Source organism: Actinoplanes ianthinogenes, assembly GCF_018324205.1.
In the GTDB taxonomy this organism is placed as follows: domain Bacteria; phylum Actinomycetota; class Actinomycetes; order Mycobacteriales; family Micromonosporaceae; genus Actinoplanes; species Actinoplanes ianthinogenes.
The window spans coordinates 7677706-7693865 of sequence record NZ_AP023356.1 but is presented as its reverse complement, the minus strand read 5'-3'; the positions used below and the strand labels follow the sequence as shown (position 1 = coordinate 7693865).

Annotated in this window: 8 protein-coding genes; 2 read left to right on the top strand and 6 right to left on the bottom strand. The window is 70.4% G+C overall.

Annotated features, from left to right (window positions below):
* Window positions 1-71 precede the first annotated feature (71 nt).
* Both Aiant_RS34735 and Aiant_RS34730 read left to right on the top strand, forming a co-directional pair.
* Window positions 72-3128, top strand: coding sequence for an NACHT domain-containing protein (locus tag Aiant_RS34735; protein ID WP_189333861.1), 3057 nt, complete (start codon window positions 72-74; stop codon window positions 3126-3128).
* Between the two features lie 20 nt (window positions 3129-3148).
* Window positions 3149-6226, top strand: coding sequence for an NACHT domain-containing protein (locus Aiant_RS34730; protein ID WP_189333860.1), 3078 nt, complete (start codon window positions 3149-3151; stop codon window positions 6224-6226).
* Window positions 6227-6265: 39 nt separating this feature from the next.
* Here the strand turns inward: Aiant_RS34730 and yicI are convergent, their stop codons facing one another.
* The 6 genes from yicI to Aiant_RS34700 all read right to left on the bottom strand — a co-directional run bounded on the left by yicI (window position 6266) and on the right by Aiant_RS34700 (window position 15989).
* Window positions 6266-8515 (bottom strand): alpha-xylosidase, encoded by a 2250-nt coding sequence (yicI, locus tag Aiant_RS34725; RefSeq protein WP_189333859.1) that lies wholly within the window; start codon window positions 8513-8515, stop codon window positions 6266-6268.
* 19 nt (window positions 8516-8534) lie between these two features.
* Entirely contained in the window at window positions 8535-9416 is an 882-nt protein-coding gene (locus Aiant_RS34720; RefSeq protein WP_189333858.1) for a carbohydrate ABC transporter permease, read from the bottom strand.
* A 6-nt stretch (window positions 9417-9422) separates the two neighbouring features.
* Complete coding sequence (locus Aiant_RS34715) at window positions 9423-10304, bottom strand: carbohydrate ABC transporter permease (RefSeq protein WP_189333857.1); 882 nt, start codon at window positions 10302-10304, stop codon at window positions 9423-9425.
* A gap of 54 nt (window positions 10305-10358) precedes the next feature.
* Window positions 10359-11669 (bottom strand): ABC transporter substrate-binding protein, encoded by a 1311-nt coding sequence (locus Aiant_RS34710; RefSeq protein ID WP_189333856.1) that lies wholly within the window; start codon window positions 11667-11669, stop codon window positions 10359-10361.
* A 205-nt stretch (window positions 11670-11874) separates the two neighbouring features.
* Window positions 11875-12891 (bottom strand): LacI family DNA-binding transcriptional regulator, encoded by a 1017-nt coding sequence (locus Aiant_RS34705; RefSeq protein WP_189333855.1) that lies wholly within the window; start codon window positions 12889-12891, stop codon window positions 11875-11877.
* A 191-nt stretch (window positions 12892-13082) separates the two neighbouring features.
* Entirely contained in the window at window positions 13083-15989 is a 2907-nt protein-coding gene (locus Aiant_RS34700; protein WP_189333854.1) for a glycoside hydrolase family 3 protein, read from the bottom strand.
* Window positions 15990-16160 lie beyond the last annotated feature (171 nt).

The following is a 16160-nucleotide window of genomic DNA, read 5'->3' as shown; positions in this document are numbered from 1 at the left end:
AACTTCGCTATCTTGGCGCACCCGCACAGGGCGGGTCAACCGGGTGGGAGCCACCGGCCATGATGGACCGCATGGCTCGGTCCCTCAGTTACTCCGACGCGGTCCGGCTGCTCGGCGGCCAGGACAGCAAGGTCGTCGCCGCCATCGAGAAGATCGTCGGCGGGGTGCTGCTGGCCGCGACCCCGGCGGCGCCGGCGCTGCTCGGTCTCTTCGACGCCAAGTCCGAGCTGGTCCGGCTCAGCCACGACCTGGTCCGGGGACTCGCCGAGCGGCGCAGCGGCCTGTCCCGGTTCCACCGCACCGAGCGGCTGGAGGCCGCGCACACCGTGCTGGTGGTCGCCGCGTTCTTCGAGGCGATGGCGGAGAGCCCGCTGCCGTTCCGCTTCGGCGAGCTGGAGCTGACCGCGCGCGAGCAGGGCACGCTCAGCGGCGCCTTCGACGACCTCGATCCCGCCGGCCACGTGCTGACCCTCGCCCGCCGGATCGACTCCGCGTCGATCACCCGGCCGTCGCCGCAGCACAGCCCCGAGTCCTTCCGGCGGGTGCTGCACCGCTATTACCGGGCACTGGCCGAGTCGGCCGGCCGGTTCACCGCCGGACTGGCCGTCTGGGAGGGGCTGTCCGCGACCGACCGGAAGCAGTTCGACGAGGCGATGGACGCGCTGCCGGCACACGCCCTCGAGCGTTACGAGGAGCTGTTCCGCCGTCTGGTCGCCGACTTCCCCGAGGTCGCGTGCTGGGCGAGCCAGCGGGAGCACCGGGCCACCCGCGCCGCCCTGGCCGGCCTGGAGGAGACCCTCCGGGCGATCTCCACCGGCCGCGCCCCGGACCAGCGCCGGCAGAGCCTGGCCCGCGCCTACCGCGCCGAGCTGGGCAAGCACATCGTCGAGTCCGGCGACGTGCCCGACGGCCTCCGGGTGCCGGAGCTGGGCGAGGGTTACGTGCCGCCACGCTTCCGGGTGTGCACCGTCCGCTCCGCCGCCCAGGTGAGCGAGGAGTCCTGGTGGGCGGACGTCGCGATCGGCGACGACCTCCAGGAGTTCCTGATCGGGCACCTGACCTCGCCGCAGGCGGTCCGCGCTCCCCTGCTCGTCCTCGGCCAGCCCGGCTCCGGCAAGTCGGTGCTCACCCGCATCCTGGCCGCCCGCCTGCCGGCCGCCGATTTCCTGCCGGTCCGGGTCGTCCTGCGCGACTCCCCGGTTCTCGACGAGGTGCAGGACCAGATCGAGCACGCCATCCGCCAGACCACCGGCGAGCGCGTGGAGTGGCCGGCTCTGGCCCGCTCGGCCGGCGACGCGATGCCGGTCATCCTGCTCGACGGTTTCGACGAGCTGCTCCAGGCCGTCGGCGTGAGCCAGACCGACTATCTGATGAAGGTCGCCCGGTTCCAGCGCCGCGAGGCCGACCAGGGCCGGCCGGTCGCGGTGGTCGTCACCAGCCGGACCGCGGTCGCCGACCGGGCCCGCGCCCCCGAGGAGACCGTGGCACTGCGCCTCGAACCGTTCGACGACGAGCGGGTGGCCGCCTGGCTCGACATCTGGAACCGGACCAACGCCGCGAACTTCGCCGCCGCCCGGCTCCAGCCGCTCACCCCGGAGACGGTGCTCCGGCATCGCGGCCTGACCGGGCAGCCGCTGCTGCTGCTCATGCTCGCGCTCTACGACGCCGACCGGAACGCGCTCCAGCGGGCCGGGGCCGACCTGCGGGCCACCGAGCTCTACGAGCAGCTGCTGCGCAGCTTCGCCCTCCGCGAGATCGGCAAGCACCGGCCCGGCCTGCCGGAGCGCGAGCTGCACGCCGCGGTCGAGAACGAGCTGCGCCGGCTGTCGGTGGTGGCGTTCGCGATGTTCAACCGCTCCGTGCAATGGGTCACCGAGGCGGACCTGGACCGCGACCTCGCGGCCCTGCAGATCTGCGGCCCGGTCGGTCCGGGCGCCGCCGCCGGCATGCGCGCGCCGCTTCCCGAGGCCGAGCTGACGCTCGGCCGCTTCTTCTTCATCCACCGCACCCGGGCCCTGCCGGACGAGACCGCCTTCCAGACGTACGAGTTCCTGCACGCCACCTTCGGCGAGTACCTGGTCGCCCGCCTGACCTGGCAGGTGCTCACCGACCTGGGCGCCCGGGACGCCGCGTCCTCGATGTCGTTCGGCGCGGGTCCCGCCGAGGACGACCTGATGCGGGCCCTGCTGTCGCTCCAGCCGCTCAGCGCCCGCGGCCCGATCCTCGACTTCCTGTCCCAGATCGCCGGCGCCACCCGCGCCGACCGGCGGCAGTCGCTGCGCGAGCTGCTGGTGCGCCTCTACCGCGCGGTCAACCACACGCCGCCCGGGATCCGCTACGCCGACTACCGCCCGCAGGCTCCGAGCGAACCGGCCCGCTACGCGACCTACGCGGCGAACCTGCTCCTGCTGGCCCTCTGCTGCGACCGCGAACTGCTGGGCCGCGAGCTTTATCCCGAGCCGTCGGACCCGGTGGACGACTGGCACGCGCAGACGCTGCTCTGGCGGGCGTTGCTCAGCTCCGAGGGCTGGACCGGTCTGGTGGAAACCATCGGCCTGACCCGCATCCGCGTGGACGGACGCCGCGATCTCCGGCTCACCATCCACGGCTCCACCGAGGTCGTCTTCGATCCCGCCTGGACGTTCCACCTGTTCCCGGAAGCACAGGCGAAGACCTTCCAGCTGGATGTCCTGGGCCTCGACCAGATCCGCCGGAAGGCCCATTTCCAGTGCGGCATCCTCGACGACATGGTGCATCACGTCTTGACGCCGCTCGCCGGGCTGCCCGCACCCCTGGTCAACTCCTTCGTCGAGGGCGAACAACGGGCGTCGGCCGCCCACCTGCTCGTGGACCTGTGGGCGAATCCGTCGGCGGAAACCTGTGAGCGGGTGGTCGATCTGCTGACGGCCGGCCTGCCCTGGACGGAGGAGACCTACCTTTTCGTGCTGTCCGCGCTCCTCGACCGGCTCCAGGCCGGCCGGACCGTCTCGCCGGACCACCTCGGCCACATCCACCGTCGGCTGACCGTAGCCATGGCACCGGTCAGCCTGGCCGCCCGGCGGAAGATCAACGATTGGGCCGAGCGCGAGCTCGACGTCATCGACGATGCGTACCGCCGCCGGAACTGACCCTTCTCGAGAAGGACGACATGGCTCGGTCCCCCAGCTATTCGGAAGCGGTCCGGCTGCTCGGCGGCCAGGACAGCAAGGTCGTCGCCGCCCTCGACAAGCTCACCGGCGGGCTGCTGCTCGCCGCGACACCGGCGGTCCCCGCGCTGCTGGGACTCTTCGACGCCAAGGCGGAGCTCGTCCGTCTCAGCCATGAACTGGTGCGGGCCTTCTCCGAGCGGCGCGGCGGCCTGTCCCGCCACAGCCGGACCCGGCGGCTGGAGGCCGCCCACACGGTCCTGGTGGTCGCCGCGTTCTTCGAGGCCCTGGCCGGGGCCGACCTGCCGATCCCGTTCCGGGACCTGGGACTGAGCAGCGGCGAGCAGCTGCGCCTCGCCGGCGTCGGCAACGTTCCGGTCTCTCCCGCCGACGAGTTCTGGGGCCGGCTGAACGAGGCCGACCTGCTGCTCCCCTCGCCGCAGGAGGCGCCCGAGGACTACCGGGCGCGTCTGCACGACCACTACCGCTCCATGGCTCGGGCGCTGAGCCGGTTCACCACCGGCCTCGCCGTCGGCGAGCGATGGTCCGACAGCCGGCGCGAGCAGTTCGCGGACGCGCTGGCCGAGGTGCCCGGCCGCGCCTGCTCCCGCTACGAGGAGTCGTTCCGCCGCCTCGCCGCGGACTTCCCCGAGGTGGCCTGCTGGGTGAGCCAGCGGGAACACCGAGCCACCCGGGCCGCCCTGGCCGGCCTCGAGGAGACCCTGCAAGCGATCTCCACCGGCCGCGCCCCGGACCAGCGCCGACAGGGTCTGGCCCGCGCCTACCGCGCCGACCTCGGGCGGCTCATCGTCGAGTCCGGCGACGTGCCCGACGGCATCCGGGTACCGGCGCTGGCCGAGGGCTACGTGCCACCCCGCTTCCGGGCCGCCTCGGTCGCCGCGGCCACCCCGATCAGCGAGGAGTCCTGGTGGGACGACTTCCCGGTGCGGGACGATCTGCAGGAGTTCTTGATCGGGCACTTGACCTCACCGCAGGCCGTCGACGCTCCCCTGCTGATTCTCGGTCAGCCCGGCGCCGGCAAATCGGTCCTCACCCGGATCCTCGCCGCCCGGCTGCCGGCTGCCGACTTCCTGCCGGTCCGGGTCGTCCTGCGCGACGTGCCCGCCGCCGACAGCGTGCAGAACCAGATCGAACACGCCGTCCGGGACGCCATCGGGGATCGGGTGGAGTGGCCGGCCCTGGCCCGCTCGGCCGGCGACGCGATGCCGGTCATCCTGCTGGACGGCTTCGACGAGTTGCTGCAAGCGATCGGCGTGAGCCAGACCGACTACCTGAGGCGGGTGGCCCGCTTCCAGGAGCGGGAGGCTGAGCAGGGCCGTCCGGTCGCGGTGATCGTCACCAGCCGCACCGCCGTCGCCAACCGGGCCCGCACGCCGGAGAAGACCGTCGCGCTGCGCCTGGAGCCGTTCGACGAGGAGCGGATCACCGCCTGGCTCGGGGTCTGGAACTCCCTCAACGCGCCGGCCTTCGCCGCCCGCGGCCTCGCGCCGCTCGCCCCCGAGGCGGTGCTCGCCCACCGCGGCCTCGCCGCGCAGCCACTGCTGTTGCTCATGCTCGCCCTCTACGACGCGGACGGCAACGCGTTGCAGCGCCTCGGCGGCGAGCTGCGCGCCCATCAGCTCTACGAACAGTTGCTGCGCACCTTCGCGTCCCGCGAGATCGTCAAGCACCGGCCCGATCTCCCGGATCACGACCTGCCGGCGGCCGTCGAGAACGAATTGCAGCGACTCGCGGTGGTGGCGTTCGCGATGATCAATCGGGCCGCCCTCTGGGTGACCGAGAGTGACCTGGAGCAGGATCTGGCGGCCCTGCTCGGCCCGAGCCCTTCCCCGGCCGGGGCCGGCCTGCGCACCCCGTTGGGCGGCGCGGAGCTGACGCTCGGCCGGTTCTTCTTCATCCACCGGGCACGGGCCGCTCAGGACGATGCCCGCCTGGAGACCTACGAGTTCCTGCACGCCACCTTCGGCGAGTTCCTGGTCGCCCGGTTCATCTGCCTGGTGCTGCGCGACATGGCCGCGCGGGAGGGCGCCTCGACCATGCCGTTCGGCTCCGCCCGGGCCGATGACGATCTTCTGCGCGCGCTGTTGTCGTTCCAGTCGCTCAGTCTGCGGGGGCCGATCATCGAGTTCCTGGAGGCGATGGCGGGCCCGGCCGATCCGGGCGAGCGGCGGGTGCTGGAGACGGTGCTGACCCGGCTCTACCGCACCGTCGACCACACCCTGCCCGGGACTCGGTACGCCGGCTACCGGCCGGCCTCCCCGGGCGAGCCGGCACGATATGCGGCCTACTCCGCGAACCTGCTGCTGCTCCTGCTCAGTGCCGGCGGCCCGGTCCGGGCCAGCGACCTTTACCCGGGGCACCCGGACGTGGTGCACGCGTGGCGCGCCCAGGCGATGCTGTGGTGTTCTCAGCTCGGCCCGGACGGCTGGACCAGCCTGTCGGAAACGATCGACGCCGAACGGTTCTGGGACGGCGACCGGCGCGACCTGCGGCTGCGCCTGTCCGTGGGACAGGGTGCCCCGTCCATCGACGCGACCTGGACGTTCGGGGTGACGCGGGACAGCCCCTATCTCGCGTCGACCTATCACAACCTCGCTCCGGAGCTGATCCGCCGCCGCGCCAACCTGCTCTGCGACCCCGACACGGATGTGCTCAGTCACGCGTTGGAGCCGCTGGCCGGCGCGCTGGACATCGCCGTCAACACCTTCGTGCGGGTGTCCGAGGACACCATGCCGTCCGCCGTGCACGCTCTGCTGGATCTGTGGGTGCGTCCGTCGCCCGAGGGCTACCGGCGCTGCGCCGAGATCGCCGCCTCCGACTTTCCACCGTGGGAGGACGACGACTACCTCCGATACGCGTCACTGGTCCTGGCCCGGCTCCGTGGCGACGACCGGGTCACCGCGGAGACCGCCGTGGACGTGCTGGAGCGCATCCTCGGGTCCGGCCGCGTGCGGGTGCGGAATGCGGTGGCAGCCGCGGCGATACAGGTCCGCGCGGTATTCCCGGACGATGCGGCGGTCGCCGGGCTGATGGACCGCCTCCGCCGCCTGCGGGAGTGACCGGCGGAGCCTGGTGGGCTCCGCCGGTCACCGGTGCTGCTAGCCCAGGGTCAGGGTGCAGCTGTCCTGGTCCGCGGCCAGTTCGGTCACGGCGCCGCCGAGCTGGACGCGCCACGGCAGGGCCTCGCCGCTGCGGCCGACACGGACGGCGTCGCCTTCGCGGACGACCGTGAAGACCGTGTCCGCGCCGGACGGGCCGGGGACGACCACGGCCGTGCGGCCCTCCGCCGGGGAGAACAGGCGCAGCGTCACGCCGTCGCGATAGTCGTAGTCCGGGCGGTCCTGGCGGGCGCCGACCGGGATCACCGCGCCCGGGCGGACCAGCAGCGGCACGCTGAAGAAGTCGTGCGTCTCGCGGACCCAGCCGGGGCCCTCCACGACCGCCCCGGTCAGATAGTGGGTCCATCGGCCGGCCGGGACGTAGTACGACACCTCGCCGGAGGCACTGAACACCGGGGCGACCAGCAGATCCCCGCCGAGCATGTACTGCCGGTCCAGATAGGTCACCGACGGATCGTCCGGGAAGGCCAGGATGAGCGGCCGCATCACCGGCAGGCCGGTCAGGTGGGCCTCGCGGGCCGCGCCGAACAGGTACGGCATCAGCCGGTACTTCAGGTGGGTGAAGGAGCGGAGCACGTCCACCGACTCCTCGTCGAAGTTCCACGGCACCCGGTACGACTTCGACCCGTGCAACCGGCTGTGCGAGGAGAGCAGCCCGAACGCCACCCACCGCTTGAACACCGCCGGGTCGGGCAGCCCCTCGAAGCCGCCGATGTCGTGGCTCCAGAAGCCGAACCCGGACGACATCAGCGACAGCCCGCCGCGCAGGCTCTCCGCCATCGACTCGAAGGTGCCGGTGTTGTCCCCGCCCCAGTGCACCGGGAACTGCTGCCCGCCGACCGTGGCCGAGCGGGCGAAGAGAACGGCCTCACCCTCGCCGCGAGAAGAACGCAGCACGTCGAAGACGACCTGGTTGTAGATCTGCGTGTAGTAGTTGTGCATCCGCTCCGGGTCGGACCCGTCGTGCCAGACGATGCCGTCGACCGGGATCCGCTCGCCGAAGTCCGACTTGAACGCGTCGACGCCCATCTCCACCAGGGCACGAAGCTTGGACGCGTACCACTCGCGGGCGTCCGGGTTGGTGAAGTCGACCAGCGCCATCCCGGCCTGCCACCGGTCCCACTGCCACACGGCACCGTCGGCAGTGCGTACCAGAAAGCCTTTGGCCTTTCCTTCCGCGAACAGCGGCGAACGCTGCGCGATGTAGGGGTTGATCCAGAGGCAGACCTTGAGCCCCTTGCCGGCCAGGCGCTTCAGCATGCCCGGCGGGTCCGGGAAGATCCGGGTGTCCCACTCGAAGTCGCACCAGTTGAACTCGCGCATCCAGAACGTGTCGAAGTGGAACACGCTCAGCGGCAGGTCGCGGTCGGCCATCCCGTCGACGAACTTGTTCACCGTCTCCTCGTCGTAGGAGGTGGTGAACGAGGTGGTCAGCCAGAGGCCGAAGGACCAGGCCGGGGGCAGCGCCGGCCGGCCGGTCAGGGCGGTGTACCTGCGGATCACGTCGGCCGGCGTCGGACCGTGGATGACCAGGTAAGACATCGATTGCCCGGCCACGCTGAACTGGGTGCGGGTGACCATCTCGGAGGCCACCTCGAAGGAGACCTTGCCGGGGTGGTCGACCAGGACGCCGTACCCGGCGCTGGTGAGGTAGAACGGGACGTTCTTGTAGGACTGCTCCGAGCTGGTGCCGCCGTCCTCATTCCAGATGTCGATGCTCTGGCCGTTCTTGATCAGCGGCCCGAAGCGCTCGCCGAGCCCGTGGACGACCTCGCCGACCCCCAGATCCAACTGCTCGTGGACGAAGTCGCCGGCGTCACCGGAGACGATGCCCATCCCCTTCCAGCCGCTGCCGGTGATCCGCTTGCCGTCGGCGAGGAAGTCCAGCCCCCAGTTGTCACCGGTGTTGATCCGGGCGGTCAGCGCGCCGGAGGTGAAGGAGGTCTCGGACACCGCGACGTCAGCCGGGGAGCAAGCGATCGAAAAAACCGGATTTTTCGGTACGCCACCCTGAAAGTGCTCGATGGTGACCCGGATGACGTCGTCCATCGGCGCCGACAGGGTGACCGTGATCAACGGGGCGTCGAGGGTGTCCCCCCGGTCCTGGATCCGCTTGGTGGCGGCGTAGACGGTGAGCGACTCCGGCCCGGGGACACTGTCCTGGTAGTGGACGGGGTGCAGGACAGTGAGGCCGTCGCGCTTACGCCAGTAGCCGTCGGTGAACTTCATGCGTGTCCTTTTCTCAAGATCACTTGATGGCGCCGGCGGCGATGCCGCGCGTGAGAGTCCGCTGGAAGATCAGGAAGAAGACCATCGCCGGGATGATGCCGATCAGCGCGGAGGCGCTGGTGGTCGTGGCATCCATCATCCGGTCGCCCTGCAGGACGCCGAGGGCCACCGGGACGGTCTGGTTGTCGTTGGAGATCAGGAAGATCAGCGGCAGGAAGAACTCGTTCCAGGTCCAGATGAAGAAGAACGTGAACAGCACGGCGAGGGTCGGCCGGCTGACCGGGACGACCACCCGCCAGAGCGCGCGCCACCTGCCCGCGCCGTCGATCGCGGCCGCCTCCAGCAGCTCCTTGGGGAACTCGGTGTAGACCGACGTGAGCAGGTAGGTGCCGAAGGCGCTCTGCACGACGGTGAAGATGATGATGATCGAGAACAGGCTGTCGTAGAGGCCGAGCTGCTTCGACAGGTAGTACAGCGGGTAGACCAGCACCTCCTGCGGCAACAGGTTGGCGACCAGGAAGAACACCAGGAACCAGATCCGTCCCCTGACCCGGCCGATGCCCAGCGCGTACGCGTTGAACACCGACAGGATCACGCCCAGCACCGCCACCACCAGGCTGGTGATGAAGCTGTTCCAGAGCTTGAGCCCGAAGTCCACCCGGTTCCAGAAGTCGACGATGCCCCGCCAGTACAGGTGATCGGGCAGTGACAGCGGTCCGCCGGCGGCGTAGTCGGCCGGGCTCTTGACCGCGTTGACCGCGACCACCAGCAGCGGCGCGACCATCAGCAGGAGCAGGACGAGCAGGCCGGCGAGGATGAGGAAGCGGCCCGGCCGCCGCTCACGGAGGGTCGGTTTTTCTTCGGTACGACGTTCCGGCGCCCGAGTGGCGGTGACAGTCATCGGTGGTCAGCTCCGCTCGGCACGGTTCTGCAGGCGCAGGAAGACGACGGCGAGGACGACGATCAGCACGGTCAGCACCGTGGAGATCGCCGAGCCGTACCCGACCTGGGCCTTCTCGAAGAAGTTCTTGTAGGCGAAGTAGGACGGCACCAGCGTCGCGTTGCTCGGCCCGCCCCGGGTCAGCACGAAGATCTGCCCGAAGATCTTGAGGGACGCGATGGTGGTGGTCACCAGCACCACGTACAGCTCGGGCCGGATCATCGCGACGGTGATCTTCCGGAACCGCTGCCACCAGGACGCGCCGTCCAGGTCGGCCGCCTCGTAGAGCTCCGGGTCGATACGTTGCAGGCCGGACATGAACATGACGATCGGGTAGCCGAGCTGGAACCAGATCATCACGGCCATCACGCTGTACAGCGCGTACTCCGGGTCGCCGAGCCAGTTGTGCGCCAGCGAGCCGAGCCCGGCCGACTCCAGGATCCGGTTCAGCGCGCCGTATCCCGGGTGCAGGATCCAGCCCCAGATGATGCCGGTGACCGCCACGGGGAGGACCTGCGGCAGGTAGTAGCCGGAGCGCAGCGCCGAGGCCCACCGGTCGGAGAACCGCTTGGCGACGTAGTCGAAGAGGAGCGCGGCCAGGACCAGGCCGACGAAGGTGGGCACCACCGCCATCGCGATGATCAGCAGGATGATGTGCCCGAACGAGGCCCAGAAATTGGCGTCCGCGAAGAGCCGGGTGTAGTTCTCCAGACCGACCCAGCGGGGACTGCCGATCCCGGTCCACTTGGTGAAGCTGATGTAGACCGTCATCACCAGCGGGACGATGATCACCGCGGTCGAGGCGACGATCCCGGGGATCAGATAGACGGCGTAGCCACGATTCTTCACGACCTGGAACCTTTCTCCGTCGTGGGCGGCCCTTCCAGGCCGCCCACGACCTGCTCACTTGCCGAGGTCGGCCAGGTTCTCGTTGTACGGCTTGGCGATCTCGTCGAGGAACGCCTGCGGCGTCTTCGACCCGTTGATCAGGCCCTGGGTGCCGGCGACCAGCACGTCGTAGTAGCCCGGCGCCGGCCAGTCGGGGTAGAACGCGAGGCCGTCGCCGGTGGTGAGCTTGGTGAAGTTCTCGATCAGCTCCTTGTTCTTGGGGTCGGTGATCGCCGACGGGTCGGCCGCCACCGGGACGCCGCCGCTGTTGCCGAGCAGGTTCTGCACCTCGGGCGACATGGTGATGTCGATGAAGTCGTACGCCAGGCTCTTGGCCTTGCTCTTCTCCGGGACGACCCACAGGTTGCCGCTGGAGCCGGGGTGCAGGGTGTTGCCGGGGAACAGGAAGGTGCCCCAGGCGAAGTTCTTCACCTCGCTGGCGAACCGGCCGTACCACCAGCTGCCGGAGACCAGGATCGGGAACTTGCCCTGCTCCCAGGAGACGCCCATGTCCTCGGCCTTGATGCCGGCCGAGTCCTTGCTGATGTAACCCTTCTTCACCCAGTCGGCGAAGGTGGTGGCGCCGTAGCTGAGCACCGGGCCGTTGAAGTCGACTTTGTTCTTGTACAGCTGGTAGTCGTCGACGAAGGCCCGGTCGGCCTTGGAGAGCGCGAGCTCGTAGAAGATCTGCTGGGCCGGGTACTCGGCGCCGCCGACCGCGAGCGGGGTCACCTTGTTCTTGACGAAGGTGTCCATCGCGGCGGTGAACTCGGCGAGCGACGCCGGCACGGTGACCTTGTACTTGTCGAACAGCGCCTTGTTGTAATAGACCATGACGTACTCGCCGTAGTTGGGCACGCCGTAGAACTTGCCGCTGCCCATGATGCCGTCTTCGTCGTACTTCGCCGTGGTTTGCAGACTGGCGGAAAGTTTCTTGTCCCAGCCGCGCTTGGCCGCCTCGTCCGTCAGGTCGGTGAGCAGCCCCTGCTTGGAGAGCAGGCCGGCGGTGGCGTTGCCCTTGTTGTACTCCAGGATGTCCGGCGCGCTGTCCGAGTTGAGGATCATCTGGGCGTTCTGCTGGATCTGCTCGAAGCTCTTCTCCTCGAACTTCACCTCGACGCCGGGGTGCTTCGTCTTGAAGATCTCGATCGCCTTGTTCCAGGCCACGCCCATCGCGCTGGTCGGGCCCTCGTAGTGCCAGAGGGTCAGGGTCTTGGCGTCGGCGCCCTCGTCGGAGGAGTCGCCGCTGCCGCCGCACGCGCCGAGCGCGAGTGCCGTGGTCATCGCAAAAGCGCCGGCCAGCAGGCCGCGCCGTGAAGTGATCATGTGGATGTCCTCCCAGGGGGACTGGCTGAGGAGTCGGGATCCGGCTGGCGCTCAGGGCCCTTGTCCGGCCGGGGCAAGGGGCCCTGAGCGCCAGCCGGGGACAGGGTGATGCGATTGTCGAAGCGCTTCGACGATCACGCGGGAAACGTCGAAGCGCTTCGACAACGGCCTTGCCGCAGACGCTATGAAACGAGCGACACGGATGTCAACGGTGTGACGGCGGGATTTCGCGGCAGCTGTCCCGCTCGACCAGGCTCGGCTCGAGCAGCCGGGTGAACTCCACCCGGCGGTGGTCCAGCAGCCGCATCGCCGTCTCCACGGCGATGGTCCCGACGTCGTGCGCCGGGATGTCGATCGAGGTCAGGTTGACCGGCATGCTCGTCGCCACGTCCCGCGGGCAGATCGCGACGATCGAGACATCCTCGGGCACCCGCCGGCCGGCGGCGTGCAGCAGGTCGAGCAGCGGCCGCAGCGCCTCCTCGTTGTGCACCACCAGCGCGGTCAGCCCGGGCAGTTCGGTGTCGAGGTCGGCGAGCGCGGCCCGGACGCCGTCGGTGCCCGGCTCGGTCGGGTGGGTCGCGGTGCGCAGCCCCAGGTCGGCCGAGGCGCGCAGGAAGCCGGTGAGGAACCGGTCCGCATAGGTGGTCTGCCGCTGGTAGACCGCCGGGGACGGGCCGACCAGCCCGATCCGCCGGTGCCCGTGCCCGGCCAGGTGCCGCAGCGCGAGCGCGGCCGCGGCCTCGAAGTCCAGGTCGACGCAGGCGATGCCGGCGTGGTCGGCGGGCAGCCCGATCAGCACCGAGGGCTGCTTGAGGCGGCGGATGGCCGGCAGGCGCACGTCGTCGCGCTCGATGTCCATCAGGATCAGCGCGTCGACCATGGTGCTGTGCGCCACCCGCTCCAGGCCGGCGGTGCCCTCGTCCTTGGTCAGCAGCAGCACGTCGTGGTTGTGGGTGCGGGCCGCGGTGACCACCGCGGTGGCGAACTGCATGATGACCGGGACGTTGACGTCCACGCGCAGCGGTGCGACCAGGGCGAGCACATTCGTCTTGCTGCTGGCCAGGGCGCGGGCGCCGGCGTGCGGGTGGAAGCCGAGCTCGGCGATCGCGGCCTGGACCCGGGCCCGGGTCTCCGCGGAGATCGGGCGGCGGCCGCTCAACACGTACGACACCGTGCTGGGCGACACACCGGCCGCCCGGGCGACGTCGTTGATCGTCGGCACTGCGCCTCCCCACGTTCCCCGATCCGCACTCACCAGACCGCGCTCCCCTCGCCGATCCTAACCACCTGCACGATCACGCCCCGAGCCACGACGTGACCGGGTGGCGTGCGACGCCCGGGTGCGCAGGACACCCGGACGCCGCACGCCGATCGCGGCGGGAACCCGCTCCCATCCGATTCCCGCCGCGAGTCTCATCGGATCCGGAAGGACGCCACTCGCAACCCCGGGCTGAGCACCAGGTAGACGTCCTGCCGGCCGCTCACGGCCGCGACGGGGGCGGACACTTCGGCGTACGCGTAGACGCCCCCGGTGTCCGCCACCGTCGCCGTCCCGAGCAGCCGCCCGGCCGGTGACCCCAGGCGGACCTGCACCGTCCCGGCGCCGGCTGCCCGTACCGTGAAGGTCTTGCCCGCGCGCAGCGCCGCGTCCCGGAACGCGATCCAGTCACCGGCCGCCACCGCGCCGACCACCGTCCCGCTCGCCTTGCTCTCGTCGAGCAGCTTGACGCCGGAGTAGTCGTCGAACGCCTCCGCCCTGGTCAGCGCGGACAGGTCACGCGCCGGGATGGTCTCGCCGCGCACCGGCAGGGCCACCCGCTGCCGGATGTCGGCGGACGAGGAGCCGACCAGCACGTCGTAGGTCGAGGTTTCGGTCACCCACCGTTGCCGGGTGACGTCCCAGTGCGCGAGGTCCCGCGGCGTCAGCGTGAACGTGACGGTCCGGCTCTGCCCGGCCGCGAGATGCACCTTCTGGAAGCCACGCAGCGTCTTGCCCGCGGTGACGTCGCGGGAGGTGCGCTGGTGGGTGTAGAGCTGGACGACCTCGTCGCCGGCCCGCTTGCCGGTGTTGGTGACGGTCACGGTGACCCCGCCGGCACCGGCTTTGAGCCCGGAGTACCGGAACGACGTGTACGACAGGCCGTAGCCGAACGGGTAGAGCGGCTTCGTGTTGACGTATTGATAGGTCTGTCTTGACTTGACGATGTCGTATTGATTCAGATCAGGAGGCAAGTCAACAGTTGACTGTGGCCATGTTTGCGTCAACCTACCGGCCGGGTTGACGTCGCCGTACAGCACGTCGGCCAGCGCATGCCCGGTCTCCGCGCCGGCGTGCGTCGTCCACACGACGCCCGGCACACCCTGCGTCGCCAGCGCGATCGGGTAGCTGCTCTGCAGCACCACCACGGTCCGCGGGTTCGCCGCCCGCACCGCCTTGATCAGCGCCGCCTGCCGCGCGCCGAGGCTCAGCCCGGTGCGGTCGTGCGCCTCGCGCCCGGCCACGAACGGGTTGGTCCCGACCACCACGACCGCGGTCTGCTGCTTCGCCGCCGCGGCGGCGGCCGTGGTCACGCCGTCGACCAGCACCTCCTTGGTGAAGTGCGCCGCGCCGGCCGCGGTCGCCGAGCCGAGACCGAGCTTGCCGTCGGCGCCGACGGTCACGTAGACGTTCGCGCCGAACCAGCTCTCCTGCGTCTCGTAACCGGCGTAGTGCAGCACCACCGTGCCGTCGCCCTGGTCCTCCACCTTGAACTGCTGCTGCACGAACCAGCCGGTCGGCGCGGTGTCGTGGGTGACGAACGGCCCCCAGTTGTACGCGAGGTACTTACCGGTGGCGGCGTTGCGCAGGGTGGACACCCCGTCTCCCCAGTCCACCGAGTCGAACTGGGCGGCGGCGTCGGCCGAGGTGGCCGTGGCGGTGACCGCGTCCGGGTCGGCGGCGGTGACGTAGCGGCCGGTGGCGACGTCCTTCAGCGCGATCCGGTCGGCGCCGTTGGCGTTGACCGTGGACGACGCGCGCTCGGTGATGCCGTCGAGCGCGGTCACCGCGTACGGAAGCTGTCCGCCGTACCAATCGGTGTAGAGCGTGTCCGCGAGCGGGCCGACCACCGCGACCGAGCCGCCCGCCCTGATCGGCAGAATTCCGGAGGAATTCTTGAGCAGCACCATCGCGTCGGCCGCGGCCTCCCGGGCGAGCTGCCGGTGCTGCGGGCTGTCTACGACCGAGGCGGGGATCGTGGAGTACGGCCCGCCGTCCGGATCGAACTCGCCGAGCCGGAACCGGATGCTCAGCGCGTCGCCGACCGCCGTGTCCACCTGCGTCTCGGTGAGCAGCCCCCGGTCGAGCGCCTGTTGCAGCGCGGTGACGGTCGGCTCGCCGTTGGTGTCGTCGACCGTGAAGCTGTCCAGCCCGGCCTTGACCACGGCCGCGTCCGCCTCGGCCTGGGTGGCGAAATACGCCTGCGAGCCGGTCAGGTTGGTCGGCGCCCAGGCGTCGGTGACGTTGTAGAGCCGCTGGTCGCTCCAGCCGCGGACCAGGCCGGCGAGGTCCGGGTCGACGGTGGCCGGCCGGCCGTTGATCAGGTTGTAGGAGGACATGACGCCGGTCGCCGCGCCGGCCTGCAACGGGATCCGGAACGGCGCCCGGTCGTACTCGTTGAGCACGCGCTGCGGCACGTTCGACGACGTCTGGTCCCGCTTGGTCTCGTTGTTGTACGCCGCGTAGTGCTTGAGCGTCGGCGCCGTCTTCAGGTGCTGCGGGTCGTCGCCCTGCAGCCCGTGCCCGTACGCGGTCGCGATCGTCCCGGACAGCAACGGGTCCTCGGAGTACCCCTCCTCGTTGCGTCCCCACCGCGGGTCGCGCAGCAGGTTGACCACCGGCGCCCACAGGTTCAGGCCCCACACGGTCGGGTTCTGCGCGTGCATCCCGCGCGCCTCGTCGCCCACGGCCGAGCCGATCCGCTCGATCAGCGCCGGGTCCCAGGTGCTGGCCAGGCCGACGGCCTGCGGAAAGACGGTCGCCGTCGCGTCGGTCTTGGCGCCGCCCGCGTGGTAGTCGTTGGACCACGCCACGCCGTGCAGCGCCTCGGTGCCGGACTTGAAGACGGCGAGGCCGAGGCGCGGGATGGCCGGCTGGTACTGATGCAGCAGCGAGAGCTTCTCGGTCAGGGTCAGGCGGCCGACCAGGTCGTCGATGCGGGCCTGGAGCGGCAGGTGCGGGTCACGGAACGGGAGCGGGTCGGCGGCGTGCGCCGGGGTGGCTGTCAGCGGAGCCGTGAGCAGGGCGGCGGCCAGCAAGGCCAGACCGCGTCTTCCGAGCATGGAGATCTCCCTCGCTGATCGGGACCGGGACTATCGAAGCGCTTCGACGGCTGCGGCTCACCATAGATTCAGGCCGATGCATGAGGCAATAACCAAGCGGAAATCCGCCGGAAACCGTGGCACGGATCCGGGCACAATGGGCGGGTGCGACTGATCGTGATCGGCGGGGAC